Raw genomic sequence first — 25,207 nt, 5'->3', positions numbered from 1 at the left:
CCAAGTGTGTATATCGTGGTAACTATGGCAATAACAGACGCGAAGCTGCGAAAGCTAGTAAACAAGAAAAAAGATCCTATCGTATTATCGCATAGAGACGGACTAAGAGTAAGACGTAACAGCAACGGAACGGTAGCCTGGCAATATCGTTTTAGATACCTTAGAAGTCAGCAGATTGTCACGATTGGTTATTACCCAGACTTATCTGTAAAAGACGCACAAGATTTAGTGTCACTCTTAAAAGCTTGGATTGCGGCAGGGGAAGATCCGCGAGTAAAACTTAAAGAACGTAGGCAAGGAGATGTAGCTAGACGGACGCCTGCTCAGATAACCGCAGCATGGTTTGACGCTGAGAAATCTAAATTCAAAGAAAAGACGCAAATATTATACGCAAACAACATCAATAAATGGATCTTGCCGCACCTAACAGAAAAACCAGCGGAAGACATGTCACCTGTAGACTGGCACAAGTTTTTTGATTTTGTAAGAAGTGAAGGCTCAGCCAAGCTAGCGCCGATCATTTTAATACGATTAAAGTCCGCAATAAGGTGGGCTGCTATGCGTGGCGAAATACCCAATAATAATCCTATTTTAGATTTAAAAACTAAGCATGTTGGTGAGCCAAGTACTCAAGGGCAACGCTGGCTAACATTTAAAGAGATTGCATTACTCTGGCGCCAAATTGAGCAGTCGAAAGCAACACCAACAACCAAAGCATGTTTACAAGCTATATTTATTACCGGAGCAAGGCAGTCAGAGGTGAGGTTAATGCGGTGGGAGCACATAGATCTAGAAAGTGGCACATGGACAGTTCCCCCTGAAAACTCCAAGACGAATAAAGCAATTAGAAGACCGCTCACAAAAAAACTGCTATCAATAATAAACAATCAAGGTTTAGTTTATGGCCGCCAAGGAGTTGTGTTCCCTGGTGCAAACCTTTCAAAATCAACCACAGTCCATTCAATTAACCAGTTCTGTGACAGAATGTGGAACCACCTAAATACAAAATATAAAATACCGAAGTTTGTGCCACACGATGCACGACGATCGTTAAGTACGCTATTAAGTGAGCAAGGCGTTTTGCCGCATGTAACTGAAAAAATGCTGGGGCATGCAATGCGTGGTGTAATGGCCGTATATAACAAGCATGACTATATCAATGATCAGCGAGAAGCATACGAGCTCTATTGGCAATGTATTGAACAAGAGATTAATAACTTGTAGTGGGGCGTATACTTAGGAGCAAATATAGCAGCTAATTAGCTATAAATCTTTAAGAATAAAAGATAGCATAAGTTGTAGAATTTTAGCTTTTAAGGTCTTTTGAATGGATATCTCTAGTTTCGCAAGTAAATACAAATCGTGGGTGGAACAGTACAACTGGGACACATGTCTAAATGGTCGTCGGGAGTATGGAGAGTTCCTTAGCTCATTTCTTACAAGCCATAGCAGAGTTATAAATTTAGATGGAGTATATGGCTCTGGTAAAACTGAAACCTGCAAGTTCTTAAGGTTTTTTTTGTCAGCGTATCTCTAAGAGTTAGTCAAAACACTTTCTACAAACTCCTTCGCTCCACTGTTATTGCCAAAGGCGGATTTAGTAACTATATCGTTTTCAATCACGAAATAATTATTAAGCATTTTTGTTGTCAGCTTGAAACTTGGAGCTCTAGTGTAAATATAAGAAGGTCCATCAAAGGTGCAGTTCAAGTGTTCAAATAGTTCAAAATCGATGATAAGTTCTCTAAATTGGCTGGTATGTTTCTTGTGACACTCGCAGTACAAAAGCAACAAAGCAAGTTCATCATTTGAGAGTTGCGCTCGTAGAATATTGCCATACGTTTTTTGTTTTCCCTCTTCTAGTAATGAACTTCTGATAAAGTTTAGAGTTTCATAAAGATTACGGAAGTAACTCGCAAACAAGTACTCGTGTTTCTTATTAAAGGTTCTGAAAAGAACATCTATCGGTGCTTTGGCGGCTTCAGCCCCTTTCTCAAGCGCTGTGTTAATCGCTTTAAGCGAGTACATTCCAAAGCGTTTATTTTGTTCAAAAGGATAGTCATCAGGGACTATCCTTGATTTCAAATACTCACGATCAGCATCAGGACAGTAATAAATATCGTTCAATATTTTACTGTGTAGCTCAAGCATGTTAAAAAATGTCGTTTCAAAGCTCTGAACAGCTAATAGCTTAGCTTGTTCCTCTAGTGCTTTTGAGGAACTCGCTAGCTCGTCACGTGTTAATTTTAGTTCTTCATTGCTTACTCTAAGAGCTTGTTCATTTTGCTTAATTGCTTCTTGGCCTTGCGCGATAGTTTTTTCACTTTGTGCTAAAGCCTTCTGGTTTTGTACTAGAGTATAAGCGATCAAAATTAAGCTAAGTAATGCAAAAGTAGGGTTGAGTACACCACCAAAAAAGTCACCAACCGCCCCCCAATCAGAAATGGTTTTTGCAAACCCGAACCCAAACTTGTTGATGTAGAGCCCGACCATGATGCACGCAACAGCAAACGCCAACCCGAAGATCAAATAACTTAACCGTTTCAATATAATTCCTTTACTTTCTAGAAGTAGCGCCAAATTGCTACATCTCTTTATGATAAAACATTTGATTATTACGGTGTTACTGTATTTTCAGACAGTTACGTAAAGTAACAAGCCGCTAGCTTTGCAGATTATGTCATTTTGGACTAGGTTTTAAACAAGCATGTGGACTATGCATTACAACCCAAGGATGAATGATGAAATACTTACAAAACCTACTTTCCCTAGTCAGCAAATCTAGCAGCGATACACTTTTGCCTAACCAAGAGTACGCATTTTTAATTCAACAAACAGAGCAACGGCCAACAGCCATAATTTTATTGGCGTTGAGAACGGGTGTGCCTTGTAAAAAGTTGGTACAAATTGCTAAGCGGTATCCATATAAATTTAAGCAAGCAAGATACATGGGCTTAAATTCGTTGGTACGTATTGATGGGTACAATGCTAGGCGATAGATGTTCATTTCTATTTACCGAGTAATGCAATTAAGATGAGTGTGGCTACAGCTAAAATTACACTGTTTTTTTAAACAGTGTTTGGCTTGTAGCCCGCCTATTGATTGCGATAAACTAACTTTGCTTGTTGTCATGCAGTGTTAATTATATTAACATAACGTGAACAAGTGTAAGGATTAATCAACTTTAATAAATAAGGATTTAAAATGAACTCCAAATCACTTGATGTGAAAGAATTGAAATGCATAACAGGTGGTAACGGTGGCGGCGGCGGTGGTATTGAGCCGCCAAGCTACACTAACCAAAGCACAATAACGCGCGCAGAAATCGCTAAGGTTGCTGAGTCGAAAACGGTTATTGAACACTCAATGCTCTCAAAAGTAATGGGTGGCAATGGCGGTGGTGGTGATGGCATTGAGCCGCCAAAAGTTGAGAGACAAAATTATACTGCTGCTAGTTATGGTAGTGGTGGAGGCGGTGGTATAGAACCGCCAAAGTTTTAAGCTAGCCTACCGTAGCATTTGATAAAGAAGTTTAAGGAAAAGCATGACAGACTTTTTTGTGTTCACTGGGGGAGCAATTAGAGTTTTAGAAATCCTAATTGTTTTATACCTACTATTTAAATTTAAAAATAGAAAGTGGAGCTTGTTTTTTGGCGGAAAAAGTAGCCTAAAAACTATTCAGGATCACGAATTGCACTCATGCTTTTTATCTGCACTAACAGTAATGGTATTTCACTTTATCAGCTCCAATTTGGCGCAACATATAGTCACAATTGAAGGTATGGAGAAGCTAGAACTTAGACAGTTTTTCTATTTTAGTATGTTCACCTGTTCGATGTTATTTGCTGTTACTCTCTTTGGGCTCCATAAGATAAGGGGTTGTAGCTTTTCACCAACCGCCAGAAGATGTTTGTACATTACATTTTTAATGACCTCGTTGCAGCTAATGCAGTTTGTATCAAGAGGAATGTTGGACTCAAACCTGTTGTCTCCGCTCTATAAGTATGGCGTTGTCATGCTTAATCTAATGACATTAACAGCTGTTGCAGTTTACCCAATCAGTAAATTGGCAAATCTCAAAAGAATTAAGGAAGTATAAAATGGAATTGTTAGTAGCAATGTTAATTGGCAAACTGGTCTTAGTTTTTGGAACAGCCCTAACATTAGCAGAAGGGCATGGTAATCAAGGTATTGAACAAAAAGCAGGACTGCAAGTTAGTTTGTTGCTAGAGACGTTTGAGGAGAAAGTAGAGCCAGAAAGTATAGCTTTTACCTCACATAACATCCTACATGAAGTACACGATGCTATTACAGAACCTAATAAATTACTTTCATACGAAAAAACAGTTGTGGCACATCATAAAGTTAAAAACTACGTGTTAACCACGGCTGGTAAGCCGATTGACCTGTGGCCTAAAGCAGAACGGCCAATGCTTAAAGCTGTAAAGTAAAATTATCTGAATTGTAATAGTTCAGACTGACTGGGCTGATACGAGCGAACAGCTGACATTAACACTTTTTAATAAACCCCGTTTGAAATAAACTGCACGTATATATAGAAAGTTGACCTAGTTAATCCATTTGCTAACCACAGCCCTGAGCAACCTAATGTAACATTGTCAGGGGTAAGCAAAACAGGAGTTTGTTATTAATGTGATAATGACAGCTGTGACTATGCTAACGGTAGAAAGATATTTAATTTACTCTCTATAAATTTTTCACATTGTTCCGGTTCATTCGATGGTAAATAATAAATGTTAAAGCCAACAATAAAAGAAGATGGTATCACCGAAAGTGAAAGGTATTTGGCTAAGTTATCAGAGCGTACTTTTCTAGGCTTATGGAGCTATCCGAATGTCTATACTGACGAAGGGTTCAGCAAAAATAACGAAGGTAAAGAACTCTGTGACCTTTTGGTTGTATTCGATAATAAGGTCATTATCTTTTCTGATAAAGATATAAATTTCAACGTCAATATAGATATAAATATTGCATGGAAAAGATGGTTTAAAAAATCAGTGATAAAGTCAGCGGCACAGTTATACGGTGCTGAATCTTGGATTAGGAAGCATCCAAAAAGACTGTATTTAGATAAAAAGAACCAAGCTCAATTTCCTATTAATATTTCTTTAAATAAATTGGAGGTTTACCTAGTAGCGGTAACAAAAAATAGTATTTTACCTGCTAAGAACTACTTCTCTAAGTTTGGAGAGGGTGGTTCTGGTACTTTACTACAAGTATATTCAATTAATGAAAATGAAAATTTAAATCATCCTTTTGTTATTGGCGATCTTAACCCAGAAAAGACTTTCATACATATATTAGATGAGATTACACTAGACTTGCTTCTCAATGAACTTGATACAGTTAGTGATTTTACTCGTTATTTGAAAGAGAAAGAATCCGCAATAAGGAGTGGCTTTCTGCTGCAAGTCGCTGGAGAGGAAGATTTGCTAGCCCATTATTTGCAACACCCAGATAAAACAGAATTAGGTGCGATTCCCAAATTAGATGGAAAATATAGTGAGTACTCGATTACAATTGTTGAGGGGGGATGGGAAGAATATAAATCCTCTTATTTAGCGTCCAGTCTAAGAAAATTCAAGGAAAAAAGTCTCTACTGGGATCAGTTAATAACTTTACTGTCTGAGCATATATTAAGTTCTCAGGTTGGATTAGGTGCTGATCTTCCATTTGAAATTCACGAGAGAGCTGTCAACTATTTAGCTGCTGAAAATAGGGTTTCGAGGAAATTTTTGAGTGAAGCATTTCAAGACAAGTTTCGAACTGTCCCTCATGATGCTAGGAGTGCAAGGCTTGTTTTCTCTCCTCAATATAAAGACAGACTGTATGTTTTTCTATTTTTTTCAATGCAAGATATCTCTTGTGAATCCGAGTACAGATTATCTAGAAGAAATGCTATTGAGGCATACTCTCTTGTGGCTAAGTATCAAAATCCGCAAGCGAATCATGTGATCGTTATAGCTACAGAAGCTCAAAACTCTAAAACTAGATCTGAAGATGTATTCTCAGTACACTATGATGAGCCGCTAACTTACGATGAAAAAGTTTACGCGAAAAAAATGATGAAAGAGTACAATGTGTTAAATTATACAAAAAAGTTAAATAGTAAACACATTGATAATAGTAATCGTCCATATATCAATATGTCACCTGATATAGGAAGAAACTCTCCATGCTTTTGTGGATCTGGTAAAAAGTACAAAAAGTGCTGTTTATAAATTGTATAGTAGGGTCTTAAGAATAATTCATTATGCTTGGCATTTTCGGTTTGGGTCTAGTTTAATGACTATGGCTTTTAATTTGGGATGTGTAGCCACATACTATATAGCTTATTTAAACGTTGGTGCCTTTCGCAACTCACATAACATTATAGCCCGCTCAAAGCGGGCTTTTTTATGCTGTTTTACTTGAGCTTTGGTCGCCTGCATACCTTGCGGCTAGCAAAGGTTTAACATCTTTTAGAATTAACTTTCCACAGTCATCAAAGTCGACCTGCTTTTCAACGTTCGGTTTAAACCAGTCTAAATGACAGAACATTAAAAGTGATTGAGCTACCTTATCTACAAATTGATCCTCAAATTCAGACTCTGAAATCGTCGCATCATGTTTACTCTGGCTATCACCTGGAGAAACCTGTCCAATTTGTGGGTGCGTTTTCCCAGTCAACAACCACATAGTGTAAATGCTGGTTGCCTTATTATTTGCCAGTTTCTCGATGACTGAGTAGCCAGGTTCAGAACTTCCAAGCTCATATTTTTTAAGCCCTCCAATTCCTATATCAAGTAATTCGCAAAACTTTGCTTGTGATAACCCAAGAGTGGTTCGTATTAATTTTATTTTTTCACCGACATGGCTTGACATGGTACTCATAACGACCTAAATTACACAAATGGTATCTATAGTTACTGTTTTGGTTTTTAAAGCTACTAAATTTTCAGTTTCGGGAGCTTTAAAGCACTTTTATAAGAGCTTAGCACATGGATAGGTAACTTAGAAACCACGTTAGTTCACTAAATTGTTGACGAGGTTATGTATGGATAAACAAAAGTTTAGGAAGAATCTGCTTGGCGAAGTTGTTGGACCTAATGAAGGTTTCTTAAGGCTTGAGAGAGTAATGGAGATGTGTGGCATGTCGCAGTCTCACATCTATAAACTAATGAGTGAAGGTAAGTTCCCTAGATCTCAAAAGCTAACGCATAGATGCTCGGTGTGGTTAGAGACAGACATTAATTTGTGGCGCTCAATGACTACGGAGTCTTTCTACTCTCAGTACGGCGAGCAATTGCTGCAAGCCAAGGAGCAAGCAGCATGAATACTCAAGCTATAACTCAGCTAAATATCTCTCCTGATGCACAAGCCATTCTTATGACATTGCTTAATGAGAACGTACAGCTTAAGCAGCAACTAGCTCAACAGGAGTCTGAGCTAAAAGACGAACTATTACCCACAATAGATGCAATGAAGCTCCTTGGATGTGGCCGCAAGAAATTTTGGGAACTTGCAAAAAAAGATGGATTCCCACCGGCTATTCCATTTGGTAGATCAAATCATTATCGACGTGCCCAACTTATAAAATTTAGAGATAGCTACATAGAAAGTAAGGAGGCTTAACATGGCAAATGCACAGCCTCAGGGCTTACTCGAAATACGAGCAATGATTGGCGACCACCGTAAAAAGCCTGGCTACATTTTTACAAACGTACTTAGCCAAAAGCAACGCCAACTGGTGCTGTTTACAGCAGGGTTCAGCCGTTTAGACCTAGATAAGCACTGGAATGATATGACACTAGACGAGCGCGACAAAGTGCGTAATGGCTTGATGTTTTTGAACAACATTGTGATTGAGTTTATCGACGCGAACGCCATGCAGCCAGAGTGTTTTTATCACGACGCTAAGCCAAACACGCCACGCTACAGTGCCGACAGCGTAGTTACACCGATAAAGCAACATTAGGAGTGGTTATGCGTGTGTCTACACCAAAGGTAAAAGCACCGGTTAGAACCTTTATGTCTTCGCCTAGACAGTTGGGCAGACTAAACCGTTTGTACCAAGAGCAGCTAGAGCTCAACGCCAAGCTAACCCGTGTTATTGAACAAACCATTGGTTGGGTTGAGTCCACAGGTGGTTGTGAAGAGTCTATCCGTATGCTGCGTGTAGCATTAGGTGAGGTGAAATCATGAGCTCAACAGGCCGCGGATATACACGTCATGAAGATGACTATTACGTTACGCCACATTGGATGATTAACGACTTTTTGCATGCGTTTGAGCAAGATGGAATTAGCGACTTTAAATCGTACAATCAGATTTTAGACCCAAGTGCAGGCGGGTGTGAAAAGTACGAAATGAGTTATCCAACGGTGCTAGCTCATCACGGCCTTGTAGCCGAGAGTTGGGACATAAGAGCTGACTCTCGCGCAGAGCGTAAGGGGGCTGATTTTTTACAGCAACCAGCAGGGCCAGAGCATAACCAGTACGATATGATCATCACTAATCCACCTTTTAGACTCTCACAAGAGTTTGTTTATCACTCATTAAAAATGGTTAGAGATGGCGGTGTGGTTGTCATGTTGCAGCGCCTCAATTGGTTAGGAAGTATAAAGCGAAAACCCATGTGGCAATCCGTGCCGCTTGCCTCGGTATATGTGCATAGCAAACGTGGTGCTTTTAACCCTGAAAAACCAAATAAAACCGACTCCATCGAATACGCCCACTTTGTATTTTGCAAGGGGTTTAGGCTCCCAGCAGAGCTAGCCGTAATCTAATTTAATTACCCAAAGGAATAAAAAATGCTCCCTATCAAAGACCAAGATCTATCTAAAATACAGCGCCTAATCAGAAATATTGTTCATCATGCGGTTGAACAGGCCAATTTTACAATCCGTTTGCTCAATCAAAGAAGCACAGTACATATGCTAATGCAGTGCGAAGACACGCTAACTGATTTACTCCCAATCATTGAAATGATCAGTGAAGAGCATGTGGAGTTTTCCCCCATTTACGACCAAATGAAAACAGCGCTAAACGCAGCCCAAATGGGTGGAGAGCCTCAACAAATTGAACAAGTAGAGGAAGCAATATGAACCACGTAATGCTTGATTTAGAGACTATGGGACAGGGCAGTAACGCTGCAATAGTTGCAATTGGTGCCGTATTTTTTGAACCAACAACAGGAGTCATTGGCGCTTCATTCTACCAGCAAATTGACCTAGAAGACGCTGTGAAATATGGCGAAATGGATGCAAGCACGGTGCTTTGGTGGCTTGAACAAAATGAACAGGCACGCAAAGAAATCACAAATGGTGAAGCCTGCAAGCTTAGCGATACCTTATACGACTTTACAGATTGGATTGAGCAAATAGAAGAATACAAAGACAGGGTTGTGTGGGGCAATGGCGCAGGATTCGACAATGTGATCTTAGGCAACACTTACAGACGAATGCATGGCTCGCAGCCTTGGCCGTTCCAAAATGACCGTGACGTTAGAACCGTTGTTGAGCTAGGTAGAACCTTAAAAGGCATAGATTCAAAATACGATATTCCATTTGAAGGCAATAAACACAACGCATTGGATGACGCCATCCATCAGGCCAAATATGTATCAGCAATTTATAAAGCACTAGCCGGCTAATAAAAATCTCCATGTATTGGGGCGAAAGCCCCTTTTTAAGGGAACATGCCAGTGAGTATATGGCCAATAAAAACATTTGAGGTTTGCAAAGCCGCAGCAACCATCACAAAGCAAGTACAGGACAATGCGCACAGAGCGACATTGTTAAAAGGCTTGCAGCGATTTACCGTTTATATCCAGTACAAATTAGCCAAACAATATATCTCTAAAATAACACCTGAGCCAGATGCCTGGTATCAAGACGAGCCTACAAACCCAAGCGAACCGGCTAACGCTTGGTTTTGTAACGTGCTTGCAACTACACCTCATAGAATAGATTTAACCAGTTTAGGCTTGAGCAAACAGGCCGTTGCGGCCTTAAATAAAGTACACAACAACCGCCATCATAATTATATTGCTGCCGACATAGTAGTCAGTAAGCGTGCCAGAAGTATTCAGGCTAGCTTTGTGAGGCAAACTGAGGAAACGCTAAAAGCAGCAGAGACAGCAAAAGCTAAACGCGTTGAGCTATTTGAGCGTGACCGTTCACAAACGGAATTAGACGCAGAGAAAGTGATTGCAAAACAAGCTGGCGGCTTGGTAACTAGCAGTGCAATGGCCCTAGTTAATGCCTTGGGCGACCAAGCTGAAATTGACTTTGTATATGACTGTTTAAGCAAAGTACCAAAGCCACTACAGCTACGTTTTGCTAAGCGTTTTATAGTTAAATATGACTCAGCGCTTGAAAACCTAGCAAGCGCTGGTAAGGATGAGCTATTAGAGATCAGTAAGCGGTTATATGAGTTTGGCAAGCACACGCAACAGGGCGTGCCTGAAGATTTTAAAAACCACTTAAAATGCCAATACCAAGCCAATGCTTGGCTTAGACGTGCAGTAAACACTCTTAAGCCCCGCCTAAAAACACTCAAGAAGATTACAGACAGTATGCCATTGCCTTGGCATATTTTAGCCAATGCAGAAAAGACCAAGAAGCATGCCAGCGAACTCGCGGCCAAAGTGACTGAAGTATTAACTGACTTAGCCGCTGAGCAATCAAGCTGGGGTATGGTTGATTTTTATAACGCCATTGCTGACTTTACTGAGCAGTATGGCGTTACGCTACCTTTTGAGGAAAAAGGTGAGTATTTAACCGAGCCAGACGCCGAAATTGCACTATTAAAAGCTCAGTGCCACAAGTGGTGGGCGCGCAAATTAAAAACCATTAGGCGCCGCTATCTTGAGCATTTAGAGATCGCTACTGGCGAGGTGGGCCGGGACCTATTTACCACACATAACAAAAAGGCAGGCTCGGTCACCAAAAGAAAGGGGATTAATGCTTATTGCTCCAAACAAGCGCTTAAAGAGTACCAAGCCGACCGCGAAAAGGGTAGGCGATACCTAGAAAGCCTCGAGCTAGTAAATGAACATAACGATGTAATTTCATTAATGAAAGCCGTTGAAGCGGGTGTGGCTAACCCAGAAAACATGCGTAATGAATTAATGCTACGGATCCGCGAGACTGAAGAACTTGCGGACGAAATGGGCTATGTAGGCGGGTTTTTTAACATTACAACCCCAAGCCGGTTCCATGCGAACTCTCCTAAGTGGGACGGCTCAACACCGAAAGAAGCAAGCAACTACCTCAATAAGCTGTACTCACAAGCACGGGCTAAGCTGGACCGCGAAGAAATCCCATATTTTGGTATACGTGTTGCTGAGCCACATGCCGACGGCTGTACTCATTGGCATATGCTGCTGTGGATGCCTGAGCGTTATTACCATCAAGTTAATCACATCCTGCGTAGGTACTTTACCAAAGACGATAGAGAGGTCTTTTTTGAACGGTTCAAAAAGCGTAAATCACTGCGTGCCAGGTATGTTCGCGCTCGAAGAATATGGGGCCTGAATAAAAAGCGCAAAGTGTATACCCGAGAACCCAAAAAGGATTACACCCCAAGCGGCCCTCGTTATACAGCCATTAGAATGGAGCCACCAAAGGTTGATAAAGATGGCAACAAAACAGGTGGTGCGGCGGCTTATATCGCTAAATATGTAAGTAAGAACATAGACGGGTTTGCTTTAGCCAACGAATACGACGCGGAAACCGGTGAAAAGCTCATTAAGGCTGTTAATCCAGTAAAAGCATGGGCAAGTACGTGGGGCATTCGCCAATTTCAATTTCAAAAATCCCCCTCAATTACCATCTGGCGTGAGCTGCGCAGAGTACGTGAAGAAGTTAAAGGCAATGACGAGCTAGAGCAAGTGCGTAAAGCTGCTGATGGAGGTGACTTTAAGGCATTTGTGACTTTAATGGGCGGCTTTGGTATTGGCCGCGAGGCACGGTTTAAACCTGCCTATCAACATACTGAGTTCGGCAATGCGTATTCAGAGTGTACAAAGCGCCTTAAAGGCGTGGTTGATGAACAAAGTAGATGCACGCTAATAACTCGAGTTCACACCTGGGACAAACAACCAATTGGTACTGCCGCAGCTAACGACAACACCTATGATGCGAGTATGCACGATGCCAACAACGTCGGCGCAGCCGACCTATCTTGGACTAGTGGGAATAATTGTACGCCTTGCCCTACGGGGCATAGAGACGGATTATTGCTAGATATGATCGGATATTCAGAAAAAGAGATCGCAGAGTTTAAAAAGGATCTGGCGGACGGTAAAAAGGTGCATCACAATGGCCGAGTTTACGTAATTCGGGGAGGTCAATTGCTCGTTATGGATGAAAAAGACCAGAAAAAAGCGATCAAACATGACTATGTGGTTCACGTAGCGCAAACGCTTGCCCAAAAACAAGCTGAAGAACGCAGGAACGAAGCTGTAAACAGCCTAGCGTATTGGGATGTCCTAGAAGATGATCAGCTCAAAGCGTTAGATGAAGATGGAACCGTTATGGCTCATGGGCGGGTGTTCTATAAAGAGGGCGATAAGTTGCGTTCGTTTAAACAACTGGACTTCAGCGACATGGATCGAGCAATTGCAGCTACACCAGAAAAGGATCATTGGCGTGAGGCGAGAGAAATTGTTGATTTGGCATTCAGCTTGGCCGAAGCCGAACAGCGGCGTTTGCCGTCGAACTGCAGATATAAGAAGAAGTTGCAGTTAGTTGGAGATATGGAGCTAGCCAGGTTGATCGTTAGTGGACTAGCCACTGATATCAATGCGAATGATTGGTGGGACATTGGGTTTAGTATGGCATAGCTGACAGTTCGTATTGGCTTCCGAGGGATTTTATGACTACTAAAAATACTGGTGATTTTTTCGTAATGCTTACAACTCAAAACGGCGGATATACACCTTTGATGCTGTGTACCAACATCGAAACTAGCAGCGAAGAGTTAGCAAAGTTCGAGACCAAAGAAGCGGCTGCAAAAGCTGCTGAAAGCTCGGTGCTTGGTGATAACTTTGGCTATGAAGTTTTTGAAATTGGTTATGGCTGTTAACTCAGCTTTTTAGATTGGAATGACAGGGGGAATTATGGATGCACTAACAAAACTCAATGAATTTCATAAACAAGATGACGAACAGTTACTTGCAAATATAAACCATGAGCTACTTTCTGGCACATTTGGAATTAGCCGAATCCAGAGGGTATTGCGGATAGGCTATAACCGAGCCGCGCATTTAGTCGATAGATCAATTAAAAGCGGTATTCTTGTTCGCCCTGACGGCTATCCACACATGACTCGTTTTAGCGATGAAATGCGCAAGCAAATGGACATTAAAATGTGTGTTGTCGAGTGTTTGGAATGTGAAAAAGAGTTTGAAACTTCGCAGCGCAAACAAGGTGACGCAACGGTTACTTGTTCACATTGCAACTACGAACACGGTATTGATACAGATGATCTTGGTGAAGGCCAATTTTGGTATCTTTGCCACAAAAAGCAATAGTTGGAATAAGTGAAATGGGTATCAAACGCGCACTTGCCCGTTGGCTAGCACCTAATTGCGAGCAAGCACCTGAGATTGCTGTAGGAATGAACAGTGCGGGCGTGTTGAAAGTGAACGTTTCATCATTCAGAAAAAGTAAGATCGTAAAGCGTCAAATTTCAGCTTTGCGTAACCAAAAAATTTAAGTTGGAAATCGAGATGAACTTGAAACCTTGCCCCTTTTGTAACTCTGTTCCGTCATTACCAACTGGTGACGGCACACAATATGAGATTTGGTGTGATGACTGCGGTAAAGCGGTTGTGAGTGTTCAAATCTGTGATCTAATGACGCATGAAGAGAAGTTGACGGATGACTTTATAAATTATCGCTACCAAGAAATATACATAGACAGGGCAAAAGAAGAAGCCATCAAACGATGGAACAAGCGTTTTAACTAATTGGAGTTTGTTAAGCCTTGTTAAACATTACCAAGCTTCGCAATCAACTGGATTACAACCCTGAAACTGGCGTTTTCAAGTGGCGCGAAACCGGTTCGGGAAGACGTAAAGATCTAGTGGCTGGCTGTGTTAAGTCAAAACGAAACGATCGCAATGTTTGGTGTAGGATTGTTTTTGATGGTCAAGAATACACATCTGGTCAGTTGGCGTGGGCTTTAATGACGGGTGAGTTTCCCGATTTTATTATCGACCACATTGACCAAGATCCCCTAAATGATAAATGGTCTAATTTAAGGCGTGGTGATGCTTGTGTTGACCAGAGAAACAACAAGAAAAGCATTCGAAATAAAACGGGCGTTGTTGGTGTTAAATTTCACAAAACATCATCGAAGTATCATGCTTTCATAGGTGCTGGCGGCAAGCAAAAATATTTAGGTAGTTCAGACGATTTCTTTGAAGCGGTTTGCATGAGAAAGAGGGCTGAAATTGAATATAAATACAGTCCCAACCACGGACTTTAACGTATTGGAATACGGGGAGCGAAGATGCTTGTTGACTTAATTGACATTGAAATATTACCGAGGTGGTTAGTTTGGCTAGATTGGCAATTTTATGCGCATAAGTTAAGCCTTACAATTTGCATGCTGGCCTCGTTCGCACTTTTAAATATTAATTGGCGTGGATATGAATTTACAGCTGATAATTATGGACTGACTTTTCTGGTTGGTTTTTGTTTGTGGGTGGTATTATGCGCCATTAGGAACGGTCAAGCCATTGGTTAAAGACCAAGCAATTCTAACTGCTGATCTCTTGGAAGATTCTTAATAAGCCCTGCTGCAATTTGCGCTGTGCTTTTGCACGGGGGATTGATGAAATGATCAAATGATTGTGTCACTCGAAATGTGGCACCACACTCACGAGTATTACTGCAAGAACAATACAGCGTAACAACGTGTGCGCTTTGTTTATCACGAGACGTGACGATAGCTTTAGCCTCACAGTTAGGACACGTTACTCTAGCCACCAAAACCCCACTTCAAAACAATTAAGACACTGTGATTCTATACAGTATTAAATGCTTCTGCAAATATCACCCAGAAATGAGAGCGAGAAAGCAAAAGAGCGAAAAATTCACTCCTCCTCGCCAAGCCCGCCGCTTTTGAACAAAAAGTTTGTGACATTCTGACACGGTTTGACTTTGGCATATTTTAAGAATTCTAAATATTAATCATCAAGTTGTAGGATCTAAAAGGATCGGGGGATCTATAGAGGCTTGTCAAAGTTGTGACATCTTGTGACATAAGTTGACACCATCAATGAAAAATCACTAGAAAAACTCAAAAAATCAAATACAATAAAATAATTATGACTTAACTCATAACTATTTTATGAAATACCTTTTTAAAGGCATGCAGAGCCAAGAGCGTTTTGAATTGCTTTTGTCTCTCACTCGAATTCAAAGTGAAAACGTTATTAGTGCGCTTTTTGACTATTTGGTAAAAGGGATGGATAAGAAAGCCGCAGCAATGATTAATGGTGTAGAATTGCCTAATCTTTCTGCGGCCTTAAATAAGCTAGAAGAAAAAGCCTTAATAATTGAGCTTATTAAAGAGATTGACTTGAGATAGCAAGAACCTCATAGCAGCTCAGACGTTAACTGAACAGGAAATAAGATGTCTAAAGTTATAAAAGAAAAGTGTTTGTTGTGCAGTGAGCCGTCGACATATGTTGAAACTGACCATGGAAACCGACGCCATTATATTTGTTCTGGTGTAGAGTGTGGTGAATATGAAGTCTCACTGAGCGCGATAAAACGTGTAAGTCAAAATGAAGTTTCCAAAATGGATTTAACGCACTTAACTAAAGAGGCAAAAAGCAAAGGGTTATTGCTAGAAATTATAGTAGGAAGCAATAATGAAATTGAGCTTAAGGCAATAGAAAAAGCTTAAGCTCGTAGGTCCAATAGATTAATACTTACGCTTTTCGTTTGGTCCAAAAAGCCCTAAATAATCGCATAAGTCCAAGCGTTGAAACGGCAATCCCAACAATGACAAACTCAAAATACCAAGGTGCACCTTTATAGCCCATGGCTTCCCAACCAGCAGCCATGTATGGTTGCATTTCTGGTATAAAGTGACAAATAAATAAGCTCAAAAAGAACAGAATTATCACTTCATCCATTATGGTTTTGTCACGGTTTTTTAATACCAGCAGATCATAGTCGGAATCATTTTGTTCCGCTTGTTCGCAGCGTCGGGCTTTAGCATTAAATTGTGCAATCTTAAAATTAGCTTCAGCGCTTGCCACGGCAGCTGCTGTTTCAGCTGCTATTCGTTTACGCTCACGGTAGCCGCCTGTTAAGTCCGCCACAGGGTTGGTAAAGAACGATAGTACTTTTGATAGCAAACCCATTACTTTCTCCTTAATTGGTTTATGACTTTAAGCGGATCCTTGCTGAATCGCTGACCTAAATTATTTAGTCCATTGAATAGGTGGGGAGCTAAGTAAGCTCCTACGCCAATAAAGCCTGGTCGAGCGCTTTCGGCCACTTGCCAGAAATCGCAAAAGCTCGATACCAAATAAGCCGCAAGTAATGCCATTAGCGCATTAAAAAAATAACGTGCAAAGGTAAAAGCATGCGGGCTCAAATAAAGTTGTATTGCGGCAGCGACCATACTGATCACCACAAACTGAAAAATGTGTTTTAGATATTCCATATCTATCATGCGGCCTTGTCCTTGTTAGGGTATAAATCGGAGTACTCCGGAATGTCAAAAGCAATGTGCAAATGGGCTGGTAAGTAGCGATTAATGCCTGCCATCGTTTGTTGAAGAGGCACTACCTCATTGTTGTAATACGCTCGAGTGATTTTATCCAAATCACCAAAGCCCGGGCTATCTCCGGAGCTTTGGCCGCTCAATGCTTCTTGCGCACGGTGCATACTCAGCATGTCGTTAAGTGTAATTTTCTTAATGCGTTCAAATTCATCTTTTGTAGAGATATCGCCTACAGGCGTGATCTTAATAGACTTCTCAGCGTCGGCTTTATTACTCCTAAAGTTGAAGAACAAGCTTCTAAAGTTACCCACGCCCTTACTGTCTTTAATTGCATTTTTGAGCTTGGCTTCATCATCAGTGCTTAAATTAGGATCGGCCATACTAAATATAAAACCCATGTGTGCGCCGTTCTTGTAGTATCTGCGCCTGAATAATGTGGCATCCTCATTGAGTAGGGCGCTTTGAATTCCACCGTAATACTCAGGTATGCCGTAAATTCCTTGAGCTGGGTCGTATTCCTTTACATGTAATATCTCACCTGCTTTAAAGCGAATGGGTTCTAAGTGGTTATTACTGAGCTGGGCATATACCCCGCGCTCTGTTGTGTATCGCATAGTTAGTGCTGGCAGGTGGCGCAAGCGGATTATTTGACCGAATGGGTTTTTGATGATCTGCAGGTACGCGTTACCAGACCATAAATAATCATAAGCGAATTTTTTGAATGCGTCGTTGCTAAGCACTGAATTGGGTTTAAACCACTTTAAAATCATGTTGCGCTTAAAGCCTAAAATAGGCCCATGCTGGGCATTGACTCGCAACAGCTTTACCAGTCCATGTAAACTAACAGGTGGTGCGTAAATGCCGTTACTGTCTGCAAATACTCCGGTGTAATCGGTCAACCTGTTATCTAAACATGGTTCGGGATCGCCAAAACTAAATACATCGCTCATTGCTGTATAGTTTGGCGTCTCGCCACTTTTTACGTTTATCCTTGGCTTATCCATTAAGCTGCTATCCCTACAGATGTTTGACGGCCCATCGTGTTACCGTCTAATGGTTCAAATTTCATGGCGTGCATAATTGCCCATGCAATATCGGCGTGGCCCGTTGTTTCAGTGCGGTTTGTGGCATAGGTGATTTGGTCGCCAACTACCTTGCGGCGAATGTTTATAAATGAGCTAGCAATATTCACAGCGTCTTTATCAAACTCAAAACGGCGATTTTTAATCACGTTAAGCGCTTTAATGACCATTTGGTTTTTAATGATCGGGTTGTAGTGTATTGGCTCTGCATTTGGAAAGAACGCGGTTATTAGTTCCCACACGCCATAACCCATACCCGTGGTGTCAACCCCGATGTGCTGTACATTGTATTTGTGTGTGAGCTCTTCTATTTCGCGGGCCATTGCCTCAAAATCGTTACCGCTCAAGTCAAGCGCTTCTAGTAACCTAAATTTTTCGCCTGGTTTCATAGGTAGGCTCAACACTGCAACACAGGCTTTATCTCCAAAGCGTGCAGGGTCAAAACCAATTACCACAGGCTTTAAGCCAAATGGGCGCTCATATTCATCGTCAAAATCATCCCATTTTGTTGAGTCGCCCACGCAGGCCATTAGTTGTTTTAAGTTAAATGCCGAGTGTGCATCGTCGATAAACTTACACATAAACAAGTTGTCGAACTCGTCTTGTGAGTATTCGTTTTCAAGTACCTCAATATCAATGCGGTCAAAGCCTGAGTTAACTACATCATGCACGTTAAGCATTTGCCGCCAAATGCCGTCTTCACATAAGCGGCCTTCTTTTAACGCTTTATGGCTGCAATCAATGGCAAATTCAGGATCGTTACAGGCTTTGGTTTTTCGATACCACTTACCATTCCAATGATCGTAAGCTTCATGGCTGGTAACACTGGGTGTGCTGAAGTAAGTAATGCGTAAGTGCTTATGTGTTGCCATTGCTTGAGCAAGGCCACGAAGGGTTTTGTATTTGGGTATCCAAAACACTTCATCTATATATAAGTCGCCGCTTTCTGATTGTGCCGTTCTTGCGTTGGTTGATTTGAAAATAAGCTTAACTGTTTTACCACCTTTGAGCGTTAGCACCATAGGTGAGCCAGTGAGCTCAATATTAAAGTGCTCACGAACCAGAGCGATAATATTGGCTTTGAATACTTCTGCTTGGTCGCGCGATGCAGATATAAAAATTTTATTGCGGCCATTTACAACGGCATCATAAAACGCTTCGAATGCAAAATAGAATGTGGCCCCAATTTGGCGCGGTTTTAAAATAAAGCGGCTTCGGTGGTCTTGGTTCTCAAACCAATGGAGTTGGTGCGGATAGAGTAACCTTTCTTTTAGTTCGTCGAGCATTTCAACCGTGATGGCTGAGCAGTCGTTTTTCTTTTTCTTCTTCTTTTTGCTACCGGCTGCGGAGCTATTACCTTCTGGTTGCCTGTCGTTGGCTGCTCGTTGTTTAGGTGCCGGTGCAAGTTTACTTTTGTTTAGTGCACAGAGCTGGCGAGTGCAAAACTCTAGCTCTTTATAATCAGCTTCGGTCTTTTCAGGTTTGTCGGTTAGGATATTAATACGGCGGCTAAATGCCATTTCAGCATTGTAACTCGGGCACATATCTGCCCATTTACCATCATCAGCCCAGCGGCGAATGCTGCGCGCACTCGGCATGTTTGGCAAATCTGCTATTTCGTCAAACGTGTAGCCTTGTACCACATATAAGTCTTGCGCTTGTTTGCGTACCTCTGGCCCGTACTTTGGTTGCATCCTGCACCATAATTCATCCTTTAATTCGTACAGTTTAAGGGCTAAAAGTAGCTAAATCGTCCAATTAAAATCCTAGCTATTCCTAAAAGCTAAATATAGGAATTTCAAAAAGTTAAACCATTAGAATTAATCATTTATTGTGTGCAAACTTGGCCTAACTTAATAACGCAACGCATTAAACAGGTTAATCAATGCCAGGTCAATTACGCACAATACCGCTTGCTATTGCAGCTGCTGGTTTAACAGTAGACGGGCGAGAAATCGAAGAGCAAGACATTAACGATATTGTTGAGACGTACAATCCTAAAAAGTATGGCGCCCGCATTAATATTGACCATTATGCAGATTGGTCTGGCTGGAAAGCCGAAACACTATCATCGGTTCAGCTCACGGGCGGTATGCTAGGCGATGTGATTGAGGTGAGCACCGACACTAACGAAGATGGCGTGCAAGTTTTAAAAGCGGTGCTAGCGCCAAATGCTAGCTTTGTGCAACTAAACCAAGCCGATCAGCACGTTTACTTTTCCATTGAAATTGACCGCAATTTTATGGGCACTGGAAAAACCTACCTTACAGGTTTAGCCGTCACTGATTACCCAGCAAGCACCTACACATCAAGAGCCAAATTTAATAAGGGCGCAGATAACACGGACGTTTCTTTTTTACGCGCAGACCTTGGCCTACATAGCCAAAGTGAAAAGCCAGCTAAAAAACCATTTTTTAGAAACCTATTCAGCAAGGATGATGAACCCATGCCATTAACGAAAGAAGATAAAGCCGAAATTGGTAACGCAGTTGCCGAGGCGCTTACCCCTGCATTTACTCAGCTTACGTCGAGTATTAAAGAGTTTGGTAAAAATAATGAGCAGGAAGCTCAGGGCCAACAGGAAGAAGGCCAAGGCAGTGATGCCACAAACCTAGAGCTGACGGAGCAGCTCACCCAGCTAAACAAAAAGTTCGATGAGCAAGAAGAGAAGTTTAATGCGCTTCAAAACAAGTTTACTGAACTCTCAAACACTGAAGCCGCAAGCACTACCGATGCTGATGAAGAGCATACAGGCGACGACGGTAAATACGCAAACTTACTGTAAGGACACAGAACATGCGCACAAGAACCACTCAAATTTTTAACGCCGTTTGCGTAGCGCTCGCTAGCAACTACGGTGTTGCAAGTGTTGCGAAGAACTTTGCTGTAGCGCCTACTCTTGAACAAACACTGTATGACCAAGTTTATGAATCTGCTGAGTTTTTAAACCGAATTAACCATGCAATGGTTGATGACATCGCAGGTGAGTCTATATTCATGAGCTCGGGTGCTGGGGTTACGGGTCGCGCTGGTGTCGAGACAGATGACACCAAAGAACGTAAAACCAAAGACGTATCAGCACTAAAAAAGCGTGAGTATCGTTGTCACCCAGAAGAAGTTGATGTGCATTTGCCTTGGGCGACAATGGATGCCTGGTCTAAGTTCCCGGACTTTCATGAGCGTTATCGTAAGCATGTTCGCCAGCAAAAAGCACTCGATATCATCAAAATTGGTTGGTATGGAACCCATGTTGCCGAAAGTACAAATCTGACCGAATACCCCATGATGCAAGACGTCAACATTGGTTGGTTGGAATTGGTTCGCCGCGATGCACCAGAAAGAGCATTTAAAGATGGTGGTACTGAAGATACACCAAGAGTCGATGAAATTCGAATTGGTGAAGGCGGTGATTACGAAAACCTCGATTGCGCAGTAAACGACTTAATTCAAGGGATCCCGTTGCATAAGCGTGTAGGTTTGGTAGCCATTATTGGTGATGAGCTTATTGCCAAAGATAAGGCCAAGCACTACGCCAAAAATGCACACACCCCAAGCGAAAAAGGCAAAGTAGAAATGGCCCAGACCATTAATACGTATGGCGGCTTATCAAGCTTTCAGGTGTCTTTCTTCCCACCGCGCGGCATTTTGGTCACGAGCTTTGACAATTTAACTCATTACATTCAGTCGAAGTCAATTCGTATGAGCATTGAAAGCAATGCTAAGAAAAAGCGAGTGGAAGATTACGAGTCGCGTAACGCCTGTTATTACGTTGAAGACTTAGAAAAAATCGCCTTCATCGAATCTGACTCAGTAAAAATTGATAAAGATGCAGAAGGTAACTGGTCTTAATTTCCTTTGAGGTAGAGCTTCGCCGCTTGGCAGTTTGCAAGCGGCGTTTTTTAGAGAGTGTTTTTATATGAGCTTAGTCAAACGAGCGTTAGCCAAAGCAAAAGGCGAAGTGCCAACAAGCATTAAAAGTAGTGCGCCAGCAACAAGCAAAGCGCAAAACCGCAAAAGTGAGCATACCGAGTACGCGTTTTTTAAAGCGGCCATTGACTCAGACTTGGCTCAGCTAAAAACATTCGGCGATATTAGCGACAAAGCTGACTATAAAGCCAAAGCAATCGAGAAGAACGATTACATAGGTTACTTAAACCAATACCGGTTAAGTGGTGACAATCATCCAAACCTAGTTTTAGCTTGGGTGTTTATTTGGCTAGTTGATTTAAAGCGATGGTCTCAGGCGATTGAACTATTGCCATTGCTGATCGAGCAAAAGCAACCGCTACCTAAACAATTTAACACCAAGCATTGGCCGACCTTTTTAATCGATCAGCTTTACGACGATGCCAACTGGTACTTACAAAACAGCTGCACTGTGGAAGATTTGGCAAACATGGCGTTTACACTCCAGCGAGTTATTCATGCCACTCGCAATCAAGACTGGACTGGAAGCGAAATCGCGGGCGGTAAGCTCTATGCCATTGCTACCAAAATAGAGGCCACGTTGCATAACAATGGTAATGCAGTGCGGTTTGGCAAAATGGCGCAAAAGATTAACGAGAAAGCGGGTGTAAAAACACTCGTCGAAAAGCTAGAAAAAAACTTGAAATAGCTCCAACGCCAGTGGGCAACTTAGCGTAACCAGTTAACAGTATTTGATTGGCTGCTTACGTCTAAGTGGCGCCCACACAAATTTACGGGGGTGGTGATGAACTTAAGCGGTATGCCACAGGCAGATTTACAAAGCGTCAATGTTGAAGTGCCAGGTAATGGCTATTACCCAGCATTAAGTACAGCACATTTTATTGAACATTATGCAGTTGCCAATGAGTACGCAAACAAAAACGATTTACTCGTTGAGAAACTTAAACGCGCACAAACTGATATTAACCAAGAGCTTGAAGATGTGCAGCTTACTAATGGCGAGCCATTGAACGCGCAACAAGTGATTTTTTATCACGATGCAGTGTACAGCAAAGCCAAAGCAAATTTACTGGTATCAAAGCTTGGTAGTACGCATCGGGATAACGCCACAGCACAAAGCCAATCAGCCCTTGATAACCATGAGCATTGGCAACGTGAAAGCATCAACGCACTGCGTTTATTGCAAGCGCTCAGCCCCAACTTATCGGTGGAACTGTTATGAGCCAAAGCAAAATAGCTAAACTTAAGCAGCACTTAGTGAGTGCGGTATACCAAGGCCACAAACTAGCGCTAGAAACGCAATTTGATTGTTGGATTGAAGGCGGGCGAATTGAGCCAAGCAGTAAAACAGTCAATGGCAACGGTTTATTAGCTGCACGATTTTATTACTCAGGGGTTATTAGCATAAACCCCTGTGCTGCACCGGCTGCATTGATATGTGCGTTTGCATCGTTTTGGTTGCAAAACAATGGCGGTAAGTATGACAGCACTGACATTGAATTTAGCGCTGACGTTAACGATGACAACAGCAACGAAGTTGAGCTAACGATAGAGCAGCTTTGTGAGGATATTGAGCTTATTCAAACCGACAATGGCCCGTTTGAATTAAATGGTAAGCGTTATGACTTTGGTGAGCAAAGCCTGTGGATAGCGGAAGCATTCACGTTGCATGGTGAAGTAAGCCGTGCTTAACGTCAAATTTGACGAAGGCCAAAGCAAAGAGCAGTTAGCGTTTTTACAGCTCAAGCCAAATAAACGACGTAACTTGTTACGGGGTGCGATAAGAGCCGCGAACCGCAATAGTAAAGGGCGAATAACCCAACAAAAAGATTTAACAGGTAAAGCGTGGAAAGGCCGAGCTAACGGTCGCAAGAAAAAAATGCTTACCAAGCTAAAGCGTCGAATGAAAGTTCGCTACGGACCAAATAACGCCAGCGTTTATTTTAAAGATACACGTACTGGCAAAATAGCCAGAGCGCAGCAAGAGGGAATAAGCATTACTGCGCAAGTGCCAAAAGACAATGGTGAGCAGCGCAAGGACGGTTTGGCAACGCGCAACCAAGCAAGAGCATTAATTGCCGCCGGTTACAAAATACCACGCGGAAAAGGCAAAGGCACAAAGCGCGCAAGTATTGTGTGGATCACAGAGCATTTAAGTAAGACCCAAGCAGGTTTTTTGCTCCGAGAGTTAAAGGGCAGCTCAGGTAAGAGCAAATGGCAAATTGACTTGCCGGCCCGCTCTTTTTTAGGTCAAACACAGGCCGAAGAAAAAGAGCAACTGAATTTTATATTAAACAAAGCTATGCAAGTAGCGTAGCGCAAATAAGGAACGACCATGGCACAAGGAAAAGTATCCGTTGCCGCCATTCAAACTGGTAGTGGCGCTACGAAAGAAGTGGAACGCACGGCTCTGTTTATCGGACAAGCATCTGCAAACATTGGCAACATTTTACCCATCAATGCTCAAAGTGATTTCGATGATTTATTCGGTGGTGATGACTCACCATTAAAAACGCAAATTGCCGCCTGGCAGCGTAACGGTGATGATCTAGTGAGTGGGTATGCAATTCCTCACGGTGCTGGCGATGATGTTATGGCGTTAATTGATAAAGCAATGGACCAAGACGTGAGTCCTGAAATTATTGTGATCTGTAAGCCAGTCACAGGCAAAGCTGAAATCGAGAGCTATCAAGCTAAGGCATTAGAGATCTTATCAAGTTTGGCTAGACGAGTTCGATTTCTAATTGCGGCGCCTGGTTTATCTGATGGTCAAAATTGGTCGGATTTAGTTACGGCGTTACAGCCGTTAACAAATGGTATCGTTGGCGATAGAGTGGCCGTTGTTCCTCTGCTATTCGGTGATGAGCTGGGCGCGGTTACAGGTCGCTTATGTAAGCGCTCAGTGACGATTGCTGACAGCCCTATGCGAGTACTAACTGGTGCAATGTCACTCATGCCATTGCCGGAAGATGCCGCGGGTAATCCACTAACTAACGCAACTACATCTGCACTGGATGCGCTTCGCTTCAGCTGTACGCAATTTTATCCAGATTTTGACGGCGTATATTTTGGCGACGTTAACATGCTAGATGCTGAAGGTGGTGATTTTCAGCAAATCGAAACAGGCCGCATTGTTGATAAAGCCGCACGCGCCGTGCGCATCATTGCAATTCAGCAGATCAAAAACCGCCGACTAAACAACAGCACAACAGGCATTGAATTTGGCAAACGCACACTGGGTAAGCCACTTCGTGATATGAGCAAGTCAGTAAACATTGGTGCAGATAAGTTCCCTGGTTTAATCGACACGCCGAAAGACGACAGTATCAATCTAACGTTTATGGACGAGCGAACCTTACAAGTTGTGCTGAAGGTAAAACCGATTGATTCCCCGAGCACCATTATCGTTGGGATTATGTTAGACCGAGAAGTGTAAGGAGCG

35 protein-coding genes are annotated in these 25,207 nt (G+C 42.0%); 28 read left to right on the top strand and 7 right to left on the bottom strand.

The genetic code is table 11. The features are described 5' to 3' along the window. Window positions 1–24: 24 nt before the first annotated feature. Window positions 25–1,224 carry a site-specific integrase gene (locus MHN32_RS01560; RefSeq protein ID WP_239420733.1) on the top strand — a complete coding sequence of 400 codons (1,200 nt, stop codon included), beginning with the start codon at window positions 25–27 and terminating at the stop codon, window positions 1,222–1,224. A gap of 309 nt (window positions 1,225–1,533) precedes the next feature. Here MHN32_RS01560 and MHN32_RS01555 read toward each other — a convergent pair whose 3' ends face one another. Then, window positions 1,534–2,547 carry a putative phage abortive infection protein gene (locus MHN32_RS01555; RefSeq protein ID WP_239420732.1) on the bottom strand — a complete coding sequence of 338 codons (1,014 nt, stop codon included), beginning with the start codon at window positions 2,545–2,547 and terminating at the stop codon, window positions 1,534–1,536. A 194-nt stretch (window positions 2,548–2,741) separates the two neighbouring features. Here MHN32_RS01555 and MHN32_RS01550 point away from each other — a divergent pair, with 194 nt between their 5' ends. The 5 genes from MHN32_RS01550 to MHN32_RS01530 all read left to right on the top strand — a co-directional run bounded on the left by MHN32_RS01550 (window position 2,742) and on the right by MHN32_RS01530 (window position 6,243). Continuing rightward, complete coding sequence (locus tag MHN32_RS01550) at window positions 2,742–2,999, top strand: hypothetical protein (protein WP_239420731.1); 258 nt, start codon at window positions 2,742–2,744, stop codon at window positions 2,997–2,999. Between the two features lie 206 nt (window positions 3,000–3,205). Beyond that, on the top strand, window positions 3,206–3,502 hold the full coding sequence (locus MHN32_RS01545) for a hypothetical protein (protein WP_099029194.1): 297 nt from the start codon (window positions 3,206–3,208) through the stop codon (window positions 3,500–3,502). A gap of 43 nt (window positions 3,503–3,545) precedes the next feature. Continuing rightward, a complete protein-coding gene (locus MHN32_RS01540; protein WP_239420730.1) occupies window positions 3,546–4,100 on the top strand; it encodes a hypothetical protein in 555 nt (184 codons plus the stop codon). 1 nt (window position 4,101) lies between these two features. Continuing rightward, entirely contained in the window at window positions 4,102–4,452 is a 351-nt protein-coding gene (locus tag MHN32_RS01535) for a hypothetical protein (protein ID WP_239420729.1), read from the top strand. A 303-nt stretch (window positions 4,453–4,755) separates the two neighbouring features. Beyond that, window positions 4,756–6,243, top strand: a complete 1,488-nt coding sequence (locus MHN32_RS01530) for an SEC-C metal-binding domain-containing protein (protein WP_239420728.1) — start codon at window positions 4,756–4,758, stop codon at window positions 6,241–6,243. Between the two features lie 175 nt (window positions 6,244–6,418). Here MHN32_RS01530 and MHN32_RS01525 read toward each other — a convergent pair whose 3' ends face one another. Beyond that, window positions 6,419–6,886 carry a helix-turn-helix transcriptional regulator gene (locus MHN32_RS01525; RefSeq protein ID WP_239420727.1) on the bottom strand — a complete coding sequence of 156 codons (468 nt, stop codon included), beginning with the start codon at window positions 6,884–6,886 and terminating at the stop codon, window positions 6,419–6,421. A gap of 172 nt (window positions 6,887–7,058) precedes the next feature. Between MHN32_RS01525 and MHN32_RS01520 the strand changes: the two genes are divergently transcribed. Genes MHN32_RS01520 through MHN32_RS01460 form a run of 13 tightly spaced genes read left to right on the top strand, consistent with a single transcriptional unit; the run spans window position 7,059 to window position 14,500 of the window. Then, the gene (locus MHN32_RS01520) at window positions 7,059–7,337 is read left to right on the top strand and encodes an AlpA family phage regulatory protein (protein ID WP_239420726.1); all 279 of its coding nucleotides are present in this window, start codon (window positions 7,059–7,061) and stop codon (window positions 7,335–7,337) included. Next, entirely contained in the window at window positions 7,334–7,636 is a 303-nt protein-coding gene (locus MHN32_RS01515) for a hypothetical protein (protein WP_099029188.1), read from the top strand. The genes MHN32_RS01520 and MHN32_RS01515 overlap by 4 nt, the downstream gene beginning before the upstream one ends. 1 nt (window position 7,637) lies before the next feature. Beyond that, complete coding sequence (locus tag MHN32_RS01510) at window positions 7,638–7,979, top strand: hypothetical protein (protein WP_239420725.1); 342 nt, start codon at window positions 7,638–7,640, stop codon at window positions 7,977–7,979. An 8-nt stretch (window positions 7,980–7,987) separates the two neighbouring features. Further along, entirely contained in the window at window positions 7,988–8,206 is a 219-nt protein-coding gene (locus MHN32_RS01505; RefSeq protein WP_239420724.1) for a hypothetical protein, read from the top strand. Then, complete coding sequence (locus tag MHN32_RS01500) at window positions 8,203–8,790, top strand: class I SAM-dependent methyltransferase (protein ID WP_239420723.1); 588 nt, start codon at window positions 8,203–8,205, stop codon at window positions 8,788–8,790. Before MHN32_RS01505 ends, MHN32_RS01500 begins: the two co-directional genes overlap by 4 nt. A gap of 24 nt (window positions 8,791–8,814) precedes the next feature. Next, window positions 8,815–9,108, top strand: a complete 294-nt coding sequence (locus tag MHN32_RS01495) for a hypothetical protein (protein WP_239420722.1) — start codon at window positions 8,815–8,817, stop codon at window positions 9,106–9,108. Then, window positions 9,105–9,656, top strand: a complete 552-nt coding sequence (locus MHN32_RS01490; RefSeq protein WP_239420721.1) for a 3'-5' exonuclease — start codon at window positions 9,105–9,107, stop codon at window positions 9,654–9,656. The genes MHN32_RS01495 and MHN32_RS01490 overlap by 4 nt, the downstream gene beginning before the upstream one ends. A gap of 51 nt (window positions 9,657–9,707) precedes the next feature. Beyond that, on the top strand, window positions 9,708–12,851 hold the full coding sequence (locus tag MHN32_RS01485) for a replication endonuclease (protein ID WP_239420720.1): 3,144 nt from the start codon (window positions 9,708–9,710) through the stop codon (window positions 12,849–12,851). Between the two features lie 32 nt (window positions 12,852–12,883). Then, on the top strand, window positions 12,884–13,093 hold the full coding sequence (locus MHN32_RS01480) for a hypothetical protein (RefSeq protein WP_239420719.1): 210 nt from the start codon (window positions 12,884–12,886) through the stop codon (window positions 13,091–13,093). Window positions 13,094–13,127: 34 nt separating this feature from the next. After that, entirely contained in the window at window positions 13,128–13,541 is a 414-nt protein-coding gene (locus MHN32_RS01475) for a DNA translocase FtsK (RefSeq protein WP_239420718.1), read from the top strand. Window positions 13,542–13,555: 14 nt separating this feature from the next. Further along, window positions 13,556–13,726: a hypothetical protein gene (locus MHN32_RS01470; RefSeq protein ID WP_239420717.1), complete on the top strand. Its 171-nt coding sequence runs from the start codon at window positions 13,556–13,558 to the stop codon at window positions 13,724–13,726. A 13-nt stretch (window positions 13,727–13,739) separates the two neighbouring features. After that, a complete protein-coding gene (locus MHN32_RS01465; protein WP_239420716.1) occupies window positions 13,740–13,979 on the top strand; it encodes a Lar family restriction alleviation protein in 240 nt (79 codons plus the stop codon). 17 nt (window positions 13,980–13,996) lie between these two features. Continuing rightward, entirely contained in the window at window positions 13,997–14,500 is a 504-nt protein-coding gene (locus tag MHN32_RS01460) for an HNH endonuclease (RefSeq protein ID WP_239420715.1), read from the top strand. A gap of 257 nt (window positions 14,501–14,757) precedes the next feature. Here MHN32_RS01460 and MHN32_RS01455 read toward each other — a convergent pair whose 3' ends face one another. Next, window positions 14,758–15,003 (bottom strand): ogr/Delta-like zinc finger family protein, encoded by a 246-nt coding sequence (locus MHN32_RS01455; protein WP_084204363.1) that lies wholly within the window; start codon window positions 15,001–15,003, stop codon window positions 14,758–14,760. A 364-nt stretch (window positions 15,004–15,367) separates the two neighbouring features. On the opposite strand from MHN32_RS01455, the gene MHN32_RS01450 reads away from it, so the two are divergent. Both MHN32_RS01450 and MHN32_RS01445 read left to right on the top strand, forming a co-directional pair. Next, the gene (locus MHN32_RS01450) at window positions 15,368–15,607 is read left to right on the top strand and encodes an adhesin biosynthesis transcription regulatory family protein (RefSeq protein WP_239420714.1); all 240 of its coding nucleotides are present in this window, start codon (window positions 15,368–15,370) and stop codon (window positions 15,605–15,607) included. A gap of 45 nt (window positions 15,608–15,652) precedes the next feature. Then, window positions 15,653–15,928, top strand: a complete 276-nt coding sequence (locus tag MHN32_RS01445; protein ID WP_239420713.1) for a hypothetical protein — start codon at window positions 15,653–15,655, stop codon at window positions 15,926–15,928. A 25-nt stretch (window positions 15,929–15,953) separates the two neighbouring features. Here MHN32_RS01445 and MHN32_RS01440 read toward each other — a convergent pair whose 3' ends face one another. The 4 genes from MHN32_RS01440 to MHN32_RS01425 are packed head-to-tail and all read right to left on the bottom strand — an operon-like array spanning window position 15,954 to window position 19,532. Further along, window positions 15,954–16,391, bottom strand: a complete 438-nt coding sequence (locus MHN32_RS01440; protein WP_239420712.1) for a hypothetical protein — start codon at window positions 16,389–16,391, stop codon at window positions 15,954–15,956. Beyond that, window positions 16,391–16,705, bottom strand: a complete 315-nt coding sequence (locus tag MHN32_RS01435) for a hypothetical protein (protein WP_039497804.1) — start codon at window positions 16,703–16,705, stop codon at window positions 16,391–16,393. The genes MHN32_RS01440 and MHN32_RS01435 overlap by 1 nt, the downstream gene beginning before the upstream one ends. Beyond that, window positions 16,702–17,760, bottom strand: coding sequence for a phage portal protein (locus MHN32_RS01430; RefSeq protein ID WP_239420711.1), 1,059 nt, complete (start codon window positions 17,758–17,760; stop codon window positions 16,702–16,704). The genes MHN32_RS01435 and MHN32_RS01430 overlap by 4 nt, the downstream gene beginning before the upstream one ends. Further along, complete coding sequence (locus MHN32_RS01425; RefSeq protein WP_239420710.1) at window positions 17,760–19,532, bottom strand: terminase family protein; 1,773 nt, start codon at window positions 19,530–19,532, stop codon at window positions 17,760–17,762. Before MHN32_RS01425 ends, MHN32_RS01430 begins: the two co-directional genes overlap by 1 nt. 191 nt (window positions 19,533–19,723) lie before the next feature. Here MHN32_RS01425 and MHN32_RS01420 point away from each other — a divergent pair, with 191 nt between their 5' ends. The 7 genes from MHN32_RS01420 (at window position 19,724) to MHN32_RS01390 (ending at window position 25,201) form a co-directional block, all read left to right on the top strand. Next, window positions 19,724–20,623, top strand: a complete 900-nt coding sequence (locus tag MHN32_RS01420) for a GPO family capsid scaffolding protein (RefSeq protein ID WP_239420709.1) — start codon at window positions 19,724–19,726, stop codon at window positions 20,621–20,623. Between the two features lie 11 nt (window positions 20,624–20,634). Next, window positions 20,635–21,687: a phage major capsid protein, P2 family gene (locus MHN32_RS01415; protein WP_239420708.1), complete on the top strand. Its 1,053-nt coding sequence runs from the start codon at window positions 20,635–20,637 to the stop codon at window positions 21,685–21,687. 67 nt (window positions 21,688–21,754) lie between these two features. Continuing rightward, window positions 21,755–22,453, top strand: coding sequence for a phage terminase small subunit (gene gpM / locus MHN32_RS01410; RefSeq protein WP_239420707.1), 699 nt, complete (start codon window positions 21,755–21,757; stop codon window positions 22,451–22,453). 96 nt (window positions 22,454–22,549) lie between these two features. Then, the gene (locus MHN32_RS01405; protein WP_239420706.1) at window positions 22,550–22,987 is read left to right on the top strand and encodes a head completion/stabilization protein; all 438 of its coding nucleotides are present in this window, start codon (window positions 22,550–22,552) and stop codon (window positions 22,985–22,987) included. Continuing rightward, complete coding sequence (locus tag MHN32_RS01400; RefSeq protein ID WP_235367696.1) at window positions 22,984–23,457, top strand: phage tail protein; 474 nt, start codon at window positions 22,984–22,986, stop codon at window positions 23,455–23,457. The genes MHN32_RS01405 and MHN32_RS01400 overlap by 4 nt, the downstream gene beginning before the upstream one ends. Then, window positions 23,450–24,082 carry a phage virion morphogenesis protein gene (locus MHN32_RS01395; protein ID WP_239420705.1) on the top strand — a complete coding sequence of 211 codons (633 nt, stop codon included), beginning with the start codon at window positions 23,450–23,452 and terminating at the stop codon, window positions 24,080–24,082. Before MHN32_RS01400 ends, MHN32_RS01395 begins: the two co-directional genes overlap by 8 nt. An 18-nt stretch (window positions 24,083–24,100) precedes the next feature. Then, window positions 24,101–25,201 (top strand): DUF2586 domain-containing protein, encoded by a 1,101-nt coding sequence (locus MHN32_RS01390; RefSeq protein WP_239420704.1) that lies wholly within the window; start codon window positions 24,101–24,103, stop codon window positions 25,199–25,201. The last annotated feature ends 6 nt before the right edge of the window (window positions 25,202–25,207 follow it).

Source organism: Pseudoalteromonas sp. Of11M-6 (assembly GCF_022347905.1).
Lineage (GTDB): Bacteria > Pseudomonadota > Gammaproteobacteria > Enterobacterales > Alteromonadaceae > Pseudoalteromonas.
The sequence above is the reverse complement of the archived record's forward strand: the minus strand, read 5'-3'. Positions and strand labels throughout refer to the sequence as shown.

What these genes read in the sequence shown, in the direction of transcription:
- MHN32_RS01560 (WP_239420733.1), top strand. Translation starts at nt 25, where the DNA reads ATGGCAATAACAGACGCGAAGCTGCGAAAGCTAGTAAACAAGAAAAAA.
- MHN32_RS01550 (WP_239420731.1), top strand. Translation starts at nt 2,742, where the DNA reads ATGAAATACTTACAAAACCTACTTTCCCTAGTCAGCAAATCTAGCAGC.
- MHN32_RS01545 (WP_099029194.1), top strand. Translation starts at nt 3,206, where the DNA reads ATGAACTCCAAATCACTTGATGTGAAAGAATTGAAATGCATAACAGGT.
- MHN32_RS01540 (WP_239420730.1), top strand. Translation starts at nt 3,546, where the DNA reads ATGACAGACTTTTTTGTGTTCACTGGGGGAGCAATTAGAGTTTTAGAA.
- MHN32_RS01535 (WP_239420729.1), top strand. Translation starts at nt 4,102, where the DNA reads ATGGAATTGTTAGTAGCAATGTTAATTGGCAAACTGGTCTTAGTTTTT.
- MHN32_RS01530 (WP_239420728.1), top strand. Translation starts at nt 4,756, where the DNA reads ATGTTAAAGCCAACAATAAAAGAAGATGGTATCACCGAAAGTGAAAGG.
- MHN32_RS01525 (WP_239420727.1), bottom strand. Translation starts at nt 6,886, where the DNA reads ATGTCAAGCCATGTCGGTGAAAAAATAAAATTAATACGAACCACTCTT.
- MHN32_RS01520 (WP_239420726.1), top strand. Translation starts at nt 7,059, where the DNA reads ATGGATAAACAAAAGTTTAGGAAGAATCTGCTTGGCGAAGTTGTTGGA.
- MHN32_RS01515 (WP_099029188.1), top strand. Translation starts at nt 7,334, where the DNA reads ATGAATACTCAAGCTATAACTCAGCTAAATATCTCTCCTGATGCACAA.
- MHN32_RS01510 (WP_239420725.1), top strand. Translation starts at nt 7,638, where the DNA reads ATGGCAAATGCACAGCCTCAGGGCTTACTCGAAATACGAGCAATGATT.
- MHN32_RS01505 (WP_239420724.1), top strand. Translation starts at nt 7,988, where the DNA reads ATGCGTGTGTCTACACCAAAGGTAAAAGCACCGGTTAGAACCTTTATG.
- MHN32_RS01500 (WP_239420723.1), top strand. Translation starts at nt 8,203, where the DNA reads ATGAGCTCAACAGGCCGCGGATATACACGTCATGAAGATGACTATTAC.
- MHN32_RS01495 (WP_239420722.1), top strand. Translation starts at nt 8,815, where the DNA reads ATGCTCCCTATCAAAGACCAAGATCTATCTAAAATACAGCGCCTAATC.
- MHN32_RS01490 (WP_239420721.1), top strand. Translation starts at nt 9,105, where the DNA reads ATGAACCACGTAATGCTTGATTTAGAGACTATGGGACAGGGCAGTAAC.
- MHN32_RS01480 (WP_239420719.1), top strand. Translation starts at nt 12,884, where the DNA reads ATGACTACTAAAAATACTGGTGATTTTTTCGTAATGCTTACAACTCAA.
- MHN32_RS01475 (WP_239420718.1), top strand. Translation starts at nt 13,128, where the DNA reads ATGGATGCACTAACAAAACTCAATGAATTTCATAAACAAGATGACGAA.
- MHN32_RS01470 (WP_239420717.1), top strand. Translation starts at nt 13,556, where the DNA reads ATGGGTATCAAACGCGCACTTGCCCGTTGGCTAGCACCTAATTGCGAG.
- MHN32_RS01465 (WP_239420716.1), top strand. Translation starts at nt 13,740, where the DNA reads ATGAACTTGAAACCTTGCCCCTTTTGTAACTCTGTTCCGTCATTACCA.
- MHN32_RS01450 (WP_239420714.1), top strand. Translation starts at nt 15,368, where the DNA reads ATGAAATACCTTTTTAAAGGCATGCAGAGCCAAGAGCGTTTTGAATTG.
- MHN32_RS01445 (WP_239420713.1), top strand. Translation starts at nt 15,653, where the DNA reads ATGTCTAAAGTTATAAAAGAAAAGTGTTTGTTGTGCAGTGAGCCGTCG.
- MHN32_RS01440 (WP_239420712.1), bottom strand. Translation starts at nt 16,391, where the DNA reads ATGGGTTTGCTATCAAAAGTACTATCGTTCTTTACCAACCCTGTGGCG.
- MHN32_RS01435 (WP_039497804.1), bottom strand. Translation starts at nt 16,705, where the DNA reads ATGATAGATATGGAATATCTAAAACACATTTTTCAGTTTGTGGTGATC.
- MHN32_RS01430 (WP_239420711.1), bottom strand. Translation starts at nt 17,760, where the DNA reads ATGGATAAGCCAAGGATAAACGTAAAAAGTGGCGAGACGCCAAACTAT.
- MHN32_RS01425 (WP_239420710.1), bottom strand. Translation starts at nt 19,532, where the DNA reads ATGCAACCAAAGTACGGGCCAGAGGTACGCAAACAAGCGCAAGACTTA.
- MHN32_RS01420 (WP_239420709.1), top strand. Translation starts at nt 19,724, where the DNA reads ATGCCAGGTCAATTACGCACAATACCGCTTGCTATTGCAGCTGCTGGT.
- MHN32_RS01415 (WP_239420708.1), top strand. Translation starts at nt 20,635, where the DNA reads ATGCGCACAAGAACCACTCAAATTTTTAACGCCGTTTGCGTAGCGCTC.
- gpM (WP_239420707.1), top strand. Translation starts at nt 21,755, where the DNA reads ATGAGCTTAGTCAAACGAGCGTTAGCCAAAGCAAAAGGCGAAGTGCCA.
- MHN32_RS01405 (WP_239420706.1), top strand. Translation starts at nt 22,550, where the DNA reads ATGAACTTAAGCGGTATGCCACAGGCAGATTTACAAAGCGTCAATGTT.
- MHN32_RS01400 (WP_235367696.1), top strand. Translation starts at nt 22,984, where the DNA reads ATGAGCCAAAGCAAAATAGCTAAACTTAAGCAGCACTTAGTGAGTGCG.
- MHN32_RS01390 (WP_239420704.1), top strand. Translation starts at nt 24,101, where the DNA reads ATGGCACAAGGAAAAGTATCCGTTGCCGCCATTCAAACTGGTAGTGGC.